Consider the following 15,847-nt stretch of genomic DNA (forward strand, 5'->3'; position numbering starts at 1 on the left):
ATCCCAGTCATTTGGCGTGCATGGCGGGCGCGGCGCTCTGGGCGAGCCTGCTGATGAGCGGTTCCGTGCGGTAGGGGATGTGCGTGTGCAGCGCGAGGACAGTCTCCGTGCGGATTACGCCCTTGATCCTGAGGATCGAGCGCAGCGCCGTCTGCAGGTTATGGGTATCCGTAGCCACCACCCGGCACCAGACATCGCCCCGCCCGGAAATCTCGTGGACTTCCAGGACCTGCGGAATCAGGCGCAAGGCGCCCACCACGCCGTCGAGCTCCCGGTGGCTGACTTCGATCGTCACGAAGGCGACGACGTCGTACCCCACCGCCTCAAGGTCGATCTCCCGTCCGCCGTCGTGCAGCAGGCCGGAGCGCAGCATCCGGCGGATCCGGGACTGGGCCGTATTGCGGGCGATGCCCAGCGAGTCGCTGAGCTCGCCGATCTGGACCCGCGGATCGCGGATCAGTTCCAGCAGGATCTTCAGGTCCGTACTGTCCAGGCTGTTCAAATCATCACTCCGGTTCATCATCGCCAGGCATCATTGACTGTTTTGATCAATTTTGGCATGGATTTTGGTATTCAGGATCAGATATGTCCCATTCTGTAGGTATCAATGTTTCGCCCGGACCGCGTCTGTTCCCACAAGGAACGGTCAGGCCGGCACTGCACGCAAAGGCACGCACATGACTGTCTTCAGCGAACTCCGCATGCGTCCGGCCACCGCCGGAGGCTGGGCATGGGACGCTTCCACCACGGCACGGCTCGTTATGGCGGGCGTTGTGATCTTCACGCTGCTCGTCGGCGCGAACCTCGCAACCCCGCTGTACCCGCTGCTTCAGGCGAACCTTGGCATCGGGTCATTCGGCATCACGGTGGCGTTCTCGGTGTATGTGCTTGCGCTCGTGTCCACGCTGATGCTTGCCGGGCACTGGTCCGATCACATCGGCCGCCGGGCGGCGCTGCTCCTGGCCGTCGTCGTGGGACTGGCGGGCGGCCTGGTGTTCGCCAACGCCGACAGCCTGGCGATGCTTTCCGCGGGTCGGGCCCTCCAGGGCGTCGCCGTGGCACTGGCCACCGGGGCCAGTTCCGCCGCGTTGCGCGAACTGCTGCCCGCCCGTCCCGACTGGGCCTCACGGTTCACCCTGCTGGCATCCGCCGGCGGAGTGGCCGCCGGTCCGGCCATTGGCGGAATCCTGTCCCTCCTGCCGGGGCCAACGTCCACGCCGTACTACCTTCACTCGCTGGTCCTTATCGCCATGCTCGTCCCGCTTTACCTGCTCAAGGCGCGGCCGGCCATTACGTCCGTCGCGGGCCCGCAGCCGCTCAAGGTGCTGGCACCGCGCCGTCCGTCCGTTTCGAGCGAGGCCCGCGGCGCCTTCTGGCTGGCCTCGGCCGTCGGATTCCTCAGCTTCACCGTTTTTGGCTTCTGCCTTTCGCTCGCTCCCGGCTACTTTGCCCAGATCGTCGACGCCGATTCCCGCCCGCTTATCGGCGTGCTCGCCGGATTGACGCTCGGCGCTTCGGCACTTAGCCAGCTGCTGGCAGTCCGCGGGAGGTTCGTGGTGCCGGCCGGCCTAGCCGTACTTGGAGTGTCGGTGCTCCTGATTGCAGCGGCCGCAGCATGGAGCAGTCCGTGGCTGCTGATCGCGGCAAGCCTGGCCGCGGGCGTGGGCCAGGGGGTGTCCTTCCGGACCGTGTTCAACGACGTGGCAGGAAAAGTGGAGGCCTCGAGGCACGCGCAAATCATCAGCACGGTCTACGTGATCACCTACCTCGGCAGTGCCCTCCCCGTGGTCGGCCTGGGCATGGCAACGGCGGCATACGGCCTGCAGACGGCGGTAGCCGGCTTTGTGGTGCTGTGCGCACTCCTTGCGTTCGCCCTGGCCGCCGTGACGCTGGCTGCCGCCGTCCGCCGGGCGGCCTGAGCGGAGCAGTCCGGACCAAAGCCGGGGACCGGGAGCCGAGCCGGACTTGGCGCGCTCCCGGAGCCCTCGGGCCTCAGTAGCTGTCGGCGTGCAAAGAAACTGTTGCAAACAAAGTGTTGCAAAGAAATGCTTGCAAAGGTTTCTTTGCAAGAGTATTTTTGAGGCATGAACAGTTCAGCGTCACCCGCAGCCAACGCCGCCGAAGCAGCCCACACCGTGGAAGTTGCCGGCGCCGGGGAAGCAGGCCGCGCCGCGGCATCCGGTTCAGCTGACGCCGGCTTCCCGGCGGGGGAGGATCAGCCGTTCCCCGTCCGCCGTGTGGACACCGTGTCGCTGAAAGCGCTCGCGCACCCGCTGCGCGTGCAGATCCTCGAGATGCTCTCGCGCTACGGGGCGCAGACGGCATGCAGCCTGGGCGAACTGCTCAACGAGTCCAGCGGTTCCACGAGCTACCACCTTCGCCAGCTGGCCAAGCACGACTTTGTCAGGGAAGTGGAAGGCAAGGGCACCGCGCGGGAGCGCTGGTGGGAGCGCCCCCGCGGCGCCATCCAGATCACGTCCCCGGAGCTGGCAACGTCGCCGGCAACGGAGGAAGCCTCGCGACTGGTCACCCGCGAGTTTGAACACAGCAGGCAGGCCGTGCTGGCGGACTTCATGGCGCACAGCAGCGAAAGCCTTGACGCCGAATGGCTCCACGCGGCCCTCATCAGCACTGCGAATGCACGCCTGACTGCGGACCAGTTGGCGAGGTACACGCACGCCCTGGAGGCCTACGGCCACCGCCTGTTGGAGGACATCAGGAGCGAAGGCGAGCAGGAAGGCGCCCGCCCGGTGCAGATCCACCTGAATGCCTTCCCCATCCTTGGCGTTCCCGCTTCGGCGGGCGGCCGGGGCCGCACATCGCGGACAGTACAACCAGAGAATGCACAACCCGGAAGTCCTGAAAGGAAAGTGCCATGAGCACAGTCTCCGCCACCGGTTCGGCAGCCTGCAGCCCTTACCGCCGCCCGACCGTCGTCGAGTCGGCTGCGGCCGGACTGGGCTCCGCCCTGGTCCGTTGGGCCGAACGCCGGCGTGTCATTCTCTCCGACTGGGCCCAACGTGAACGCGCCGCAACGCTCCGCCGCGAGCAGCTGGACGTGCTGCGGACCGACATTATGGGCGCCGCGCATTCCGGGCTTTACATCTGGCACTAGGGGGCAGCCGCACCCAGGAAACCCAGCCGCACCCAGGAAACTCAGTCGGGCAGCGGCCCGTGGTTGCCCTGGATGTGGTCGAACACCAGCGTGGTCTCGGTGTGGCCCACCACGGGATCAGTTGCCAGATTGTCCAGGACCCAGTCGCGCAGGTCCTCGGTGGTCGCCACGGCGATGTGCAGCAGGTAATCCACCGAGCCCGACGTGTGGAAAGTGGAAAGCACGGCCGGAAGCCTGGGCACCCGGGACGTAAACCGGTCGATCTGTTCGCGGTCGTGGGCGCGGAGCCTGACCGCGATGAGTGCCTGGACCGAACGGCCGATGGCGGACAGGCTCAGTTTCGCCTCGAACCCCTGGATGATCCCGCGTTCGGACAGTGCCCGGGTGCGCATCAGCGCGGTGGACGGGGCTATGCCCACGAGCTCGGCCAACTGCTTGTTCGAAATCCTGGCGTCTTCCACCAGGGCGGCCAGCAGCCGCTCATCAATGGCGTCCAGCGGTTCGGTTCCCGCTCCGAGCCGAATATTCTTCGCACCGCTGCTCACAGGGCCTCCTCAAAGTGTTATGAGTTCATCATAAGCTCCACTTTCCGACAGTTCCATTCGTAAGGCCTGTGAAACTCCGAATTATTGCCAGATACTTGCCGGATTCAATGGCGAATAATTCAAAGGAGTCCCGTGCTATCTCTCGATTCACTGGCTGTCCACGCAGGCCGGAGCGGCCTCACCGAGCAGGGTGTCCATGCCGTGCCGATTGACCTGTCCACCACGGCGCCGCTTCCGTCGGTGCATGACGGCGGCCAGGCCTACGAACAAATGGCCACCGGCGGGGTGCATCTGGAAGGCCAGAGCACCGTCTACCAGCGCCTGTGGAACCCCACCGTTGCCCGCTTCGAGCAAGGGGTGGCCGTCCTGGAGGGGGCGCCCGAGGCCGTCGCGTTCGCCACCGGCATGGCAGCCCTTTCGGCGGTCCTGCTCGCAACGGTGGCGGCCGGCAAGAAGCATGTGGTGGCGGTCCGTCCGCTGTATGGCGGGAGCGACCACGTCCTCGCCTCGGGCGTCCTGGGCACCGAGGTGACCTTCACGACGCCGGACGGCGTTCGCGCCGCGCTGCGTCCGGATACCGGACTGGTGATTGTGGAGACACCCGCCAACCCCAGCCTGGAGCTCGTGGACATCACACGGCTGGCCGCCGACGCCGACGGCGTCCCGCTCCTGGTCGACAACACGTTCGCCAGCCCCGTGCTCCAGCAGCCGCTCAGCCATGGCGCCACGCTGGTGCTGCACAGCGCCACCAAGTTCCTCGGCGGCCACGGGGACGCCATGGGCGGGGTGGTGGCCACATCACCGGAGTGGGCCACTAGGCTCCGCCAGGTCCGTGCCGTGACCGGCGGCATCCTGACACCGTGGCCGGCCTACCTGCTCCACCGCGGCCTGGCCACGCTCCCGGTGCGCGTCCGGGCGCAGCAGGCAACCGCGCACAAGGTCGCCGCCGCGCTCGCCGGCCACGGGCTGGTGAAAGCTGTCCACTACCCGGGGCTCCCGGAGTGCGATCCGCTGGGGCTAGTGGGCACCCAGATGTCCGGCCCGGGATCGCTGATGGCCTTTGAACTGTCCAGTGCGGAGCACGCCGAGAGGATTCCGGCCGAGGTCAGGATGATCACGCACGCCGTTTCCCTCGGCGGCATCGACACCCTCATCCAGCACCCGGCGGGGCTGACCCACCGGCCTGTCGCCGCCGAGGCAAAGCCCCATGCCCGGCTGCTGAGGCTGTCTGTCGGACTGGAAGACGCCGCAGACATCGTGGCGGACCTGGTGCAGGCAATCGAGGGTACCCGCTAGCTGGCCCGCTCAGGCTGGCAGCGTTTGGCCGGCACGTTTAGTTTGCCGTCACCCGACGCGGGATGTACGACGGCGGTGATCACCGCCGTCGTACATCCCAGCCCGATGACCGCCAGGGCAAGCGCCGTCCAGCCGAACGACTGGAAGACCAGGCCGCCGGCCCACCCAATGACGCTGGAGCCCAGGTAGTAGGCGAGGTTGTACAGGGATGCGGCCTGCGCCCTGCCCGTCGTGGCGATTCCTCCGGTCCAGCCGGCCCCGATGCTGTGCGCCGCAAAGAAGCCGCCCGTGAAGACGAGCAGCCCGGCCAGGATCAGCACCAGCAACTGCGTCAGGGTCAGCGCGAGGCCCAGGACCATCAGCACGATGCCGGCCAGCAGGATGGTCCGCCGCCCGAACTTCATCGTAAGTCCGGCGGCCAGCCGGGAGGTCACGGTCCCGGACAGGTAGGCCACGAAGATGAGGCTGATCAGGGTGGCTGGAAGCCCGAACGGGTCCCCGGAGAGGCGGAATCCGAGGTAGTTGTAGACGGCCACGAAACCGCCCATGAGCAGGAACGCCTGCACATAGAGGGCCAGCAGGCGGGGATTGCGGAGATGGTCTGCGAGAGTCCTCGCGCCTCCGCGGAATCCGCTGGCCCGTGCGGGGGTGAAGCCGCGGGCCTTGGGTACCAGGAGCAGGAAAAGGACGGCGGCAACGGCGGCCAGCAGCGAAACGGCCAAAGTTGCCGCCCGCCATCCCCATAATTCCCCCACAGGACCGGCAACCAGCCTCCCCGCGAGCCCGCCCAGGGTGGTGCCCGCGACATAGGTCCCTGCGGCCAGCGCGGCGTGCGCCTTGTGGACCTCCTCGTTCAGGTAGGCAATGGCGATCGCCGGAATCCCGCCCAGCGCCATGCCCTCGAGCAGCCTGAGGCCCAGGAGGATGGGAAAAGTGGCGGCCAGGGGCGCCAGAAGGCCCAGGACGGTCGCAGCGAGGATGCCCAGGGTCATGGCCCTGACCCGGCCGATCCTGTCTGCGAGGAAGGACCACGGGATGACGGTGACGGTGAGTCCCACCGTCGCGAGGGAGATGGTGAGGGCAGCTTCGGCCGCCGTGATCTGCAGGTCGGTTGCCATGATGGGCAGCACGGCCTGGGTGGAGTAGAGCTGCGCGAACGTTGCCACCCCGGCGAACGCCAGCCCCGCCAGAAGCCTTCCGTACGCCGCCGAGCCCTTCGGATGGCCGTCCCACGGCTCAAGTTTAGGCGGATTGTGCGTTGACAGCAGGGGCATGAAGCCAGCGTAGACGGACGAAAGGCATGCTTCCAATGCATGATTTACATAGAATAGATGTCTGTATCGGATCAATCTTCGGGAGGCCCGATGGACATCGATCACAAACAGCTGGTGCAGCTGCTGCCCTTGCTTCCCGTCCTGTCCGAGCTCGGGCGGACGCAGCACGTAACGGAGACAGCGGAATTGCTGGGCATACCCCAGTCCACTGTCAGCCGGGCGCTCGCCCGGGCCAGCGCCGTCGTGGGCACTGACCTTCTGATCCGTGACGGCAGGGGAGTCCGGCTGACTCCGGCGGCCAAGGCGCTGTTGCCGTACATCGACTCGGCGCTCAACGAGTTCCGGACGGGGCTGGATTTGGTGCGGCACGAATCTGAGGTGGTGCGCGGGAGGATCGCCGTGGCGTTCCAGCACACCTTTGGCGAGGCGACGCTGCCGCTGCTGATCGGCGTCTTCCGCAGCCGCCATCCGCAGACCGCCTTCGACCTCAGCCAGGGTGCCCGGGACGCGTGCCTGGCCGAACTCGCGGCGGGAACCGCTGACTTGGCCCTGACCGCGCCCGTGGCACCGGCGGGCCGGAGCATCGGCTCAGCCGCCCTGTACCGGGAACCGCTGCGGCTGGTGGTGCACCATGAACATCGCCTGGCCGGCCGGAAGAGCGCACGGATGGCGGACATCAGGCAGGATCCGTTTGTGGCGATGGGACCCGGATACGGCCTGCGCTCGCTGACGGACGCGCTGTTCCGCGAAGCGGGCCTCCGCCCGCGGATCGCCTTTGAAAGCCAGGATTCCCACACCGTCCGCGGCCTCGTGTCCGCCGGGCTCGGTGTCAGCATCCTTCCGCCCGGCGGACTGGCTCCCGGCCGGGCGGTGACACCGCTCACCGGCCACCTGGGCTGGGTGGAGGTGCCGCTGGAATCAGACCTGGCATTCCGTGAAATCGGCCTCGCATGGCGGGAGCGCCGCGGCGGCCCCGAGGGCGAGCCGGACCAGGTCAGGCTGTTCCGCGAGCTGGTGGTAACCGAGGGGCCGGCGCTGCTGGGCGGACTCGTCCGGTCCCGTTCGGAAGGCTGACGCCGCCCCGCGGATCAGGAAAGTTTGGAACCGGCCAGCAGCCCGGCCATGATGGCCGAGACCGGTCCTGCTGCCGCCTGCCGCCACCCGGTTCCCGCCCAGAGATTCAACCGCTCCGCATCGCCGGCCGCGGCGGCGGCTGCGCGTATCGGGGCTGTGAGGTGATGGATTGCCGGGTACCCCTCTGGTGCATCCTCATGGTCCCTGGCGAAGGAATTGGCCAGGGCCCGTGCCTGCCTGCCGGTGAAGGCACGCGTCAGGCGTGTGTCCGTGAAAACGGGGCTGGCGAGGGCATCCTTGTGCAGTTGCCTCGCGCCGCTTTCATCGCTGCGGACAAAGGCCGTGCCCAGCTGGGCTGCCGTTGCGCCGGCGGCCAGCACGGAGTCAAGGCCCGCGGAATCCATGATCCCGCCGGCCGCAACCAGGGGAACACCGACGGCGGCCCGCACCTCGGCGACCAGTTCCGCCGTCGTGCGGTGGGTGGGGGAGGCGGCTGCGCTGCCGGGCGCCAGGAAAGCACCGCTGTGTCCGCCTGCGCTCCCGTGCTGGACGGCCACGACGTCAGCTCCCCGCTCGACGGCCAGCAGGGCTTCGGCCTTGCTGGTGACTGTGGCAATGACCATGGACCCGGCCAGCTTGAACGCACGCACTTCGTCCTGCTCCGGCAGCCCGAAAGTGAAGCTGACAAATTCCACCGGGTCCGCCAGCAGGGAATCGACCTTGCCCTGCCACTCGTCATCGTCGTCGAGCCGCAGTTCGGGAAGCGACACCCCGTAGCGCCGGGCGTCCGGCTCAAGGCTCCGCCGGTAGTCCTCCAAGGCTGCCCGGACCGGGGCCGGCGGGTTCAGCTGGGCCCGGTCGGGCACGAAGAGGTTCATGCCGAACCGGGCACCGGCGGAGCGGACCTCGCGGATTTCGGCCTCCATGGCCGCCACGCCCTTATAGCCCGCGGCAAGGAAACCCACGCCGCCAGCGTGGTGCGCTGCCTGCACGAACCGGGATGTTGATGTGCCCCCGGCCATGGGAGCCGCGATGATTCTTGTACCGAATATGGCGCCTGTCATTCCCTGCTCCCTGTAGCGACTCAGTAGTCTGTTCACGTGACTAATTCTGACAACCTGCCGGCAACGGATTCTGTTCCTTCCACCGGCGGGGACCACGCTGCGCCGCCCGCTATGCAGGCGGGTCTGCCGGCCGGCGCCGTGATCGGCCTGGACATCGGCGGCACCAAGACACGCGGTGTCCGCTTCGAGAACGGGCAGCCCGTGGCCGATGAGAGCGTCGGCAGTTCAAACGTGCAAAACGTCAGCCGCGAGGAGGCAGCCCGACACCTGGCCGAGCTCTTTGCCCGGATCGGAGGGGGCGCGGTGGCCCAAGTCTACGCCGGAGCCGGCGGAATCGACACGGACGAGGACGCAGCGGCGCTCGCGGCGCTGATCGCTCCGCATGTGCCCGAAGCGAAGATCACGGTGGTCCACGACTCCCGGCTCTTGCTGGCAGCCGGCGGGGCCAGCACCGGCGTCGCGGTTATCGCCGGCACCGGCTCCGCGGCCTGGGGCAAGAACGCGGAGGGCGAGGAAGCCCGCGCGGGCGGTTGGGGCTACCTGCTCGGGGACGAGGGCAGCGGCTATTGGCTGGGGCGCGAAGCTGTCCGCCACAGCCTCCGCCGGATGAACCAGGGTTTGCAACCGGACGAACTCACCACGGCGCTGCTCCGGTCCTGCAACGTCGAGGACCCCAACAAGCTCATTGCCCTGTTCCACTCGCCGGAGACCGGGCGCCGCTTCTGGGCGCAGCAGGCCCGGTTTGTGGTCGAGGCCGCGGACGCAGGTCACAAAGCCAGCCGGGCGCTGGTTGAGCAGGCGGGCCGGGACCTGGCGGGCCTGACCGCCCAGGCATTGACGAAGCTGGGGATTAAGGGGCCGGTGATCCTCGGTGGCGGCCTCGGCATGAACGTGCCACGTCTGCAGGAATCCTTCAGGCGAAGCCTTGCCGCCGAAGGCGTGGCGGATGTGCGTGTGCTGGAGCAGGACCCCGTCTTCGGCGTCCTGCAGCTGGTGGCCGAGCAGGGCTAGCGGTCAGGAACGCGTGCGCGGGCGGAGCCGGACGCCGGGCAGCGCCGGAGCAGGGATGCGCCCGGCCTCGGCTTCCGCGTCCGGACCATGGCCCCGGACCAGGCCAAAGCGCGATGCCTCGGCGTCCGGATCCGGAAGGCCGGCCTGGGCTTCCCAGTCCTGGCGCGCCTCTGCCACCTCGTCGTGGGTCCGGCCCACGAAATTCCACCACATCAGGAGCTCTTCCTGGAACGGTTCCCCGCCGAGCAGGATGAAGCGCGTCTCCGGAAGCGCGTCCAGTTCAAGCAGTTGGCGGCCCGTACCGAGGTAGCCCAGCGGACCCGGCGGAACGTCCTGGCCGTCGATGGTAATCGCACCGTCGAGCACCAGCACTGCATGCTCAAACTCCGGGTCTAGAGGCAGTGAGACGGGGCCGCTGCAGCTGATGTCTGCTCCGACAATCGGCGAGTACATGGTGGCCGGTGAAGTCGTTCCGGCGAAGCTTCCCACCATGACCGTTGCGGTGAAGCCGGTTCCGGCAACTTCCGGAAGGTCGAGGTGCTGCTCGAATGCCGGGGCCCGGTGGCGCTCTCCGTCCGGCAGGGCGACCCACAGCTGAAGGCCCCGCTGCAGTGGAAGCTCCGTTCCGCCGTCGTGCTGACCGTGCTGATGGTGCGGAAGCACGGCGAACTCGGAGTGGGAGACGCCGCGGCCCGCGGTCATGATGTTGAGCTCGCCCGGGCGCACGATCACGTCGCTGCCCACGCTGTCGCGGTGCCTGATGTTGCCGGCGAGCGGCCAGGTCACTGTCTGCAGGCCGGTGTGCGGATGCGGCAGCACGGACATGGCCACCCGGTCCGGACCAAAGCTGTCCAGGAAGCACCAGGCGCCGACGGTGGGGAGGCCACGTTGCGGAAGCGTCCGCAGGACGTTCATGGCACGGACTCCTCCCAGCGGGACCTCCCGTGCCGGCCACAACTGCAGGCACGGGCCGTTTCCGGCGTACCCTCCGGGTTGTCCGGGCGGGCACAGTTCTTCCCTGGGGCTCACTTCAAGGTTCGTCACAGACCAACTCTAGGCCGAACGCCCGGTTACCGGCAGTGGCCCCGCCCAAGACCCCTAGCCAAGCCGGGGCCGGACGGCTTACCCTTGAAAAGCCGCCGGCCCGTAGGGTCGGTGAAGCGGACGGCCCCACACCGAAGTCGTGGCCGTGAACCAGGGGAGGTGGAGACGATGACTGCAATATTCCTGCGCGCCAAGCGCCTCAGCAAAGTCATTAATCCTGCCCCGGACCATCGCATGTCCTGACCCGCATCCACCTGAATCACCGGGCCTGAATCGCCGCGCAGAAATCGCACTGGCCGGCTCAAACAGCGGAGTCCATGCAACGGGGCCTCACCAGAGGTTCTCCATTGAATACAACATCCGGTCACGTGATGACCGCAGATTTTTCAGCAACCAACAATTCAACTTCGCCTCACGGGCATCCTGCGTTGGCAGGTCCCGTGCAGTTCGGCTTCACCACCTCAACGGCAGCGCTGTTTGAGGCCCATCCCGTGCCGGGCGGCCGTAGCCCCGGTCGGGTGGTCCGCGTCGACCGGAACAGGGTCCTGGTCGCGGGGGCGGAGGAGCACTGGCATCTGCCCTATCCGAGCCACGGCGAGGTTCCCGCCACCGGGGACTGGGTCTGGCTCGGTGCCAACGCCGTAGGGGAACCCGCAGTCATCAGCGTGTTGCCCCGGCAATCGGCGCTGAGCCGCAAGCGGGCCTTTGAGGCGTCCTCGGAAGCCCAGGTCCTGGGCGCCAACGTGGATGTAGTCGGGGTCGTGGTCCCGGTGGACCGCCCGCTGACCCACAACCGTCTGGAGCGGACGCTCGTGGCGGCGTGGGACTCGGGGGCCACTCCGCTGGTGATCATCACCAAGGCCGATCTTGCCGATATCGCGGACGACGTCGTCGGAAAGGTCATCCTGCAGGCCGCCGGCGTGGATGTGGTCACCACGTCGGCGGAACATGGCGATGGCCTTGATGAACTGCTCGGACACGTCCCGGCCGGCGCGACGCTTGTCCTGCTGGGGCCCTCCGGCGCCGGGAAGTCCACGCTGATCAACGCCCTCGTGGGGCACCGCGTGCAGGAGGTCGGGCCGGTCCGGGCGGGCGACGGCAAGGGCAGGCACACCACCACGTCCCGGGAGCTCGTTCCGCTGCCCGGGGGAGCCGTGCTCATGGACACCCCCGGAGTGCGCGGGTTCGGGCTCTTCGACGCGGACGACGGGATGGGGGAGATGTTCGGCTTCCTGGAGGAGGAGCTGTTCGGCCAGTGCCGCTTCGCCGACTGTGCGCACGACCGGGAACCCGGCTGCGCTATCCAGGGCGCGCTCGCCGACGGGACACTGGAAATGCGCCGGTGGGAGAGCTATCTCAAGCTCCAACGTGAGCTTGCGGCCCTGAACCGCCGGCATGACGCGGCAGCCCGGAGGGCCTACCAGCGGGAATGGCACCAAAAGGTGGTGGTGGCCGGCAAGAGCCAGCGGGCGGCCGAGCGGTACGGCCAGGAAGCGGCCGCTGACCGCGCCGGCGGGGACGGAAAGCGGGGAAAACGCAAGCGCAGGTGACGTGCCACCGGGGAGGGCGCAGCGGTGCCGGACTGCTCAGGATGACACGTCCGGCACCGCCACCCATCCAAAAGGCGCAGGTCACCGAATGCTTACGGTGACCGCGGCACCGCTGACTTTGGCGGGGCCGCTGGTTACGCTGTGTAATACCTGCTTTACAGCCGAAAATCAGTGAGCTTATGATCTTCTGGCTTGTCCGTCCGATGTTGCCGCCAACAGTAAGGTAAGCCGGGAAATGGCTGAAGCCATGATCGAATTCCAGAGCGTCACCAAGCAGTACCAGGGCGGGCAGCCGGCCGTTGACAACCTGACCATGTCCATCGACAAAGGCTTCATCACGGTTTTTGTTGGTCCGTCCGGATGCGGGAAGACCACTTCCCTGCGGATGATCAACCGCATGGTGGAGCCCACTTCCGGCACCATCACTGTGGACGGCAAGGACGTGACGTCCGTGCCCGCGGCGCAGCTGCGCCGGTCCATGGGGTATGTCATGCAGTCCTCGGGACTGATGCCGCACCGTTCGGTGCTGGACAACATCGCCACCGTCCCGCGGCTGAACGGGGTCTCCAAAGCGGAGGCACGCCAGCGCGCCCAGGAACTGCTCGACGTCGTCGGGCTCGCTTCGGTGCTCGGCAAGCGCTACCCCTCCCAGCTGTCCGGCGGCCAGCAGCAGCGCGTGGGCGTGGCGCGCGCCCTCGCCGCAGATCCGCCCGTACTGCTGATGGACGAACCCTTCAGCGCCGTGGATCCGGTCGTTCGCGACGAACTGCAGCAGGAGTTGCTCAGGCTGCAGCGGGACCTGGCCAAGACCATCGTTTTCGTCACCCATGACATCGACGAAGCCACGGTCCTGGGGGACAAGGTCGCCGTCTTCGCCACCGGCGGCAAGCTGGCGCAGTACGCTACGCCGGAGGAAATCCTGCGCGCACCGGCCAACGACTTCGTAGCGTCCTTCGTGGGCAAGGACCGGGGGTTCCGCCACCTCGCGTTCAGCCCGTCCGACGCCGTCACCCTCCACGAGGTCCCCACCGTCAGCCATAGTGACCTGGCGGCCGTCGCGGCAGGTTCTGCCACGGACGACTGGCTGCTCGTGGTGGACGCGGATTCCCGCCCGCTGGGCTGGACCAGCCCGGGCGCGGGACCAGCGCTCATCCCCGGCGGATCGCTCTTCCGGAAAGGGGAAACCCTCCGCCGGGCCCTGGACGCGGCGCTCTCCTCGCCCTCGGGGCTGGGCGTTGCCGTGGACGCAGACGGCCGGCTTGCCGGGGTCCTCAAAGCGGATGAGGTGCTGGCGGTCATTGAATCGGCCCGGCTGGTCCGGCAGGGTGCCCTCTGATGGAATGGTTCCTGGCCAACAGCGGGCGGGTGTTCGAACTCGCCGGCCAGCACCTGGTGCTGGCCATCCTGCCCATGGTCTTTGGTTTGCTGCTCTCGATTCCGCTCGCCCAGTTCGCCCGGCGAAACAGGACCCTGCGCTCTGTGGTGGTCACGGCGACGTCCCTGCTATATACGGTGCCGTCCCTCGCCTTGTTCATCATCCTTCCCTCAATCCTGGGGACCAGGGTCCTGGACCCGGTCAACGTGATTGTGGCACTCACGATTTACGCGGTGGCCCTCCTGGTGCGGGCCGCCCTCGACGCTTTCGACTCGGTGGATGACGACCTTCGCCAGGCCGCCGTTGCCATGGGCTTCAAGCCCGGTGCGCGTTTCGTCCAGATCGATCTTCCGCTGTCCCTGCCGGTGCTGTTCGCCGGGTTGCGTGTGGTGTCGGTCAGCAACATCTCGCTGGTGAGCGTGGCCGCCCTGCTGGGCATCGGGAACCTGGGGATGCTGTTCACCTCCGGCCTCCAACGGGGCTTCATTACCGAGGTGGTGGTCGGGATCATCGCCATTCTGGTTCTGGCACTGGTGATGGATGCGGTGCTCGTGCTCCTGGAACGGCTCCTGACGCCGTGGACCAGGGCCGCAGCAAGAACGGACAAGGCCGGTCTCGCCTCGGCGGCGGAGCGGTTGTCCGATGTCCGGGCAGGCGGTGCCTCCACATGAGCAATGTCTTTACGGATACCTTCGCCTGGCTGGGGGACCCCCTGAACTGGGCCGGTAGCACGGGAATTCCCTTCCGGCTGGCAGAGCACCTCCAGTACACAGGCCATGTGATGCTGATCGCCACGGCCATCGCCGTCCCAATCGGCCTCTATGTCGGCCACACCGGCCGCGGCCGGGTGGCGGTTGTTGCGTTGGCCGGAGCGCTGCGGGCATTGCCCACCCTTGGCCTGCTGACTCTCTTCGTCCTCCTGGCCGGCATCGGACTGATGCCTCCGATCTGGGCCCTCGTGATTCTCACGGTGCCCCCGCTGCTCGCAGGCACCTATGCGGGGATTGCCAGCGTGGACCGGAACGTGGTGGACGCCGCCCGCGCCATGGGCATGACTGAACTGCAGGTGCTGTTCCGGGCGGAAGTCCCCAATGCCCTGACGGTGATGTTCGGCGGATTCCGGACCGGCGTGCTGCAGGTGATCGCCACCGTTTCGGTAGTTGCGTATATCAATCTGGGCGGGCTGGGCCGGTATCTTTTCGACGGCCTGGTGTTGTCCGATTTTCCGCAAATGCTGGGCGGTTCGCTCCTGATAGCCGGCCTGGCCATTGCCGTTGACCTGATTCTCGCCGTTTTCCAGAGGCTGTTCCTGTCCAGGAGAGTTTCTGCCACGCCAGACCGGAGCCAGCAGGCACCGGTTGATCTCACAGACCCCGTGTCCGCGGAGCCTGTTCTTCAAGGAGGTACGTCATGAAGGAAACCCACTCTAGAGTCCTGGGCCGGCGCGCATTCGGCGGTCTGGCCGCCGGCGTCGGGCTTGCCCTGACGCTGTCAGCGTGCGGCGGAGGGTCGGACCCCCTGGGAAGCGCGCCCGCCACGGGCGGCTCGGGATCAGGTTCGGCGCTGGTGATCGGTTCCGCCGACTTCCCGGAAAGCCAGATCATTGCAGAGGTCTACGCGGGTGCCCTGAACGCGGCCGGCGTGACTGCAAGCACCAAGCCCAACATCGGGTCCCGCGAGGTGTACTTCAAGGCTGTACAGGACGGGTCCGTGGACGTCATCCCCGACTACAGCGGCAACCTCCTGCTGCATGTGGACAAGGAAGCCACCGAGGTGTCGGCGGACGACATCTACAAGGCGCTCCCGGCCAAGCTGCCCGAGGGACTGGCCGTGCTGGAGGCTTCCAAGGCCGAGGACAAGGACGCCATGGTGGTGACCAAGGCGACGGCCGAGAAGTACCAGCTCAAGTCCATCGAAGACCTCGCCAAGGTCTGCAACGAGCTGGTGGTCGGCGCCCCGGCTACCTTCGCCGAGCGCGCGTACGGCCTGCCCGGCCTGAAGAAGAACTACAGCTGCGAGCCCAAGAAGCTGGAACCGTTCAGCGACGGCGGCGGCCCCATCACCGTGAAGGCGCTGCTCGAGGATCAGGTGCAGGTCGCGGACATCTACACCACGACGCCCGCCATCGCCGACAATGACCTGGTGGTCCTGGAGGACCCCAAGAACAACTTCATCGCCCAGCAGGTCCTGCCGCTGTACAACAAGGCCAAGATGACGGACAAGGCCAAGGAAGCGCTCAACTCCGTGTCCAAGATCCTCACCACGGAAGACCTGATCGACCTCAACCGCGCCGTCAGCGGCACGCAGAAGCAAAACCCGAAGGACGCAGCAGCGGCCTGGCTCAAGGACAAGGGGCTGGTTAAGTAGCCGAAGCCCGACGGCGCCTTCCGGACTTCACGGTCCGGCGGGCGCCGTCGTCGTTTTCCTGGGCTGCTGGCCGAAGCGGCACCACGCCGCTCCCGTGTGAGTCAAGTCTCAGCTGAAGTACATCCGCCATAT

16 protein-coding genes are annotated in these 15,847 nt (G+C 67.3%); 11 read left to right on the top strand and 5 right to left on the bottom strand.

Annotated features, from left to right (window positions below):
- Positions 1–7 precede the first annotated feature (7 nt).
- Positions 8–502 carry an Lrp/AsnC family transcriptional regulator gene (locus J7I79_RS14165; protein WP_396020197.1) on the bottom strand — a complete coding sequence of 165 codons (495 nt, stop codon included), beginning with the start codon at positions 500–502 and terminating at the stop codon, positions 8–10.
- 175 nt (positions 503–677) lie between these two features.
- On the opposite strand from J7I79_RS14165, the gene J7I79_RS14170 reads away from it, so the two are divergent.
- The 3 genes from J7I79_RS14170 (at position 678) to J7I79_RS14180 (ending at position 3,115) form a co-directional block, all read left to right on the top strand.
- Positions 678–1,919: an MFS transporter gene (locus tag J7I79_RS14170; protein WP_214954118.1), complete on the top strand. Its 1,242-nt coding sequence runs from the start codon at positions 678–680 to the stop codon at positions 1,917–1,919.
- A 165-nt stretch (positions 1,920–2,084) separates the two neighbouring features.
- Entirely contained in the window at positions 2,085–2,879 is a 795-nt protein-coding gene (locus tag J7I79_RS14175; RefSeq protein ID WP_251042771.1) for a transcriptional regulator, read from the top strand.
- Positions 2,876–3,115 (top strand): 2-nitropropane dioxygenase, encoded by a 240-nt coding sequence (locus tag J7I79_RS14180; protein ID WP_104172126.1) that lies wholly within the window; start codon positions 2,876–2,878, stop codon positions 3,113–3,115. Before J7I79_RS14175 ends, J7I79_RS14180 begins: the two co-directional genes overlap by 4 nt.
- A 41-nt stretch (positions 3,116–3,156) precedes the next feature.
- Here J7I79_RS14180 and J7I79_RS14185 read toward each other — a convergent pair whose 3' ends face one another.
- Positions 3,157–3,660, bottom strand: a complete 504-nt coding sequence (locus tag J7I79_RS14185; RefSeq protein ID WP_104172127.1) for an Lrp/AsnC family transcriptional regulator — start codon at positions 3,658–3,660, stop codon at positions 3,157–3,159.
- 132 nt (positions 3,661–3,792) lie between these two features.
- Between J7I79_RS14185 and J7I79_RS14190 the strand changes: the two genes are divergently transcribed.
- Complete coding sequence (locus J7I79_RS14190) at positions 3,793–4,956, top strand: PLP-dependent aspartate aminotransferase family protein (RefSeq protein ID WP_104172128.1); 1,164 nt, start codon at positions 3,793–3,795, stop codon at positions 4,954–4,956.
- On the opposite strand, the gene J7I79_RS14195 is transcribed toward J7I79_RS14190, so the two are convergent.
- Positions 4,953–6,230 (bottom strand): MFS transporter, encoded by a 1,278-nt coding sequence (locus J7I79_RS14195; RefSeq protein ID WP_214954119.1) that lies wholly within the window; start codon positions 6,228–6,230, stop codon positions 4,953–4,955. The genes J7I79_RS14190 and J7I79_RS14195 overlap by 4 nt on opposite strands.
- 90 nt (positions 6,231–6,320) lie before the next feature.
- On the opposite strand from J7I79_RS14195, the gene J7I79_RS14200 reads away from it, so the two are divergent.
- Positions 6,321–7,304 carry a LysR family transcriptional regulator gene (locus tag J7I79_RS14200; protein ID WP_214954121.1) on the top strand — a complete coding sequence of 328 codons (984 nt, stop codon included), beginning with the start codon at positions 6,321–6,323 and terminating at the stop codon, positions 7,302–7,304.
- A gap of 14 nt (positions 7,305–7,318) precedes the next feature.
- Here J7I79_RS14200 and J7I79_RS14205 read toward each other — a convergent pair whose 3' ends face one another.
- Entirely contained in the window at positions 7,319–8,368 is a 1,050-nt protein-coding gene (locus tag J7I79_RS14205) for a nitronate monooxygenase (RefSeq protein WP_214954123.1), read from the bottom strand.
- Between the two features lie 36 nt (positions 8,369–8,404).
- On the opposite strand from J7I79_RS14205, the gene J7I79_RS14210 reads away from it, so the two are divergent.
- Positions 8,405–9,379: an N-acetylglucosamine kinase gene (locus J7I79_RS14210; RefSeq protein WP_396020198.1), complete on the top strand. Its 975-nt coding sequence runs from the start codon at positions 8,405–8,407 to the stop codon at positions 9,377–9,379.
- Between the two features lie 3 nt (positions 9,380–9,382).
- Here the strand turns inward: J7I79_RS14210 and J7I79_RS14215 are convergent, their stop codons facing one another.
- Positions 9,383–10,423, bottom strand: a complete 1,041-nt coding sequence (locus J7I79_RS14215; RefSeq protein ID WP_214954125.1) for a pirin family protein — start codon at positions 10,421–10,423, stop codon at positions 9,383–9,385.
- A 347-nt stretch (positions 10,424–10,770) separates the two neighbouring features.
- Here J7I79_RS14215 and rsgA point away from each other — a divergent pair, with 347 nt between their 5' ends.
- The 5 genes from rsgA to J7I79_RS14240 all read left to right on the top strand — a co-directional run bounded on the left by rsgA (position 10,771) and on the right by J7I79_RS14240 (position 15,715).
- Positions 10,771–11,973 (top strand): ribosome small subunit-dependent GTPase A, encoded by a 1,203-nt coding sequence (gene rsgA / locus J7I79_RS14220; protein WP_396020199.1) that lies wholly within the window; start codon positions 10,771–10,773, stop codon positions 11,971–11,973.
- A 235-nt stretch (positions 11,974–12,208) separates the two neighbouring features.
- Complete coding sequence (locus J7I79_RS14225; protein ID WP_285291455.1) at positions 12,209–13,309, top strand: ABC transporter ATP-binding protein; 1,101 nt, start codon at positions 12,209–12,211, stop codon at positions 13,307–13,309.
- Positions 13,309–14,019, top strand: coding sequence for an ABC transporter permease (locus J7I79_RS14230; protein ID WP_214954128.1), 711 nt, complete (start codon positions 13,309–13,311; stop codon positions 14,017–14,019). The genes J7I79_RS14225 and J7I79_RS14230 overlap by 1 nt, the downstream gene beginning before the upstream one ends.
- The gene (locus J7I79_RS14235) at positions 14,016–14,762 is read left to right on the top strand and encodes an ABC transporter permease (protein ID WP_214954130.1); all 747 of its coding nucleotides are present in this window, start codon (positions 14,016–14,018) and stop codon (positions 14,760–14,762) included. Before J7I79_RS14230 ends, J7I79_RS14235 begins: the two co-directional genes overlap by 4 nt.
- The gene (locus J7I79_RS14240; RefSeq protein ID WP_214954132.1) at positions 14,759–15,715 is read left to right on the top strand and encodes an ABC transporter substrate-binding protein; all 957 of its coding nucleotides are present in this window, start codon (positions 14,759–14,761) and stop codon (positions 15,713–15,715) included. Before J7I79_RS14235 ends, J7I79_RS14240 begins: the two co-directional genes overlap by 4 nt.
- Positions 15,716–15,847: the final 132 nt, after the last annotated feature.

This window comes from Arthrobacter sp. ISL-69 (genome assembly GCF_018613775.1).
Classification (GTDB): Bacteria; Actinomycetota; Actinomycetes; order Actinomycetales; family Micrococcaceae; genus Arthrobacter.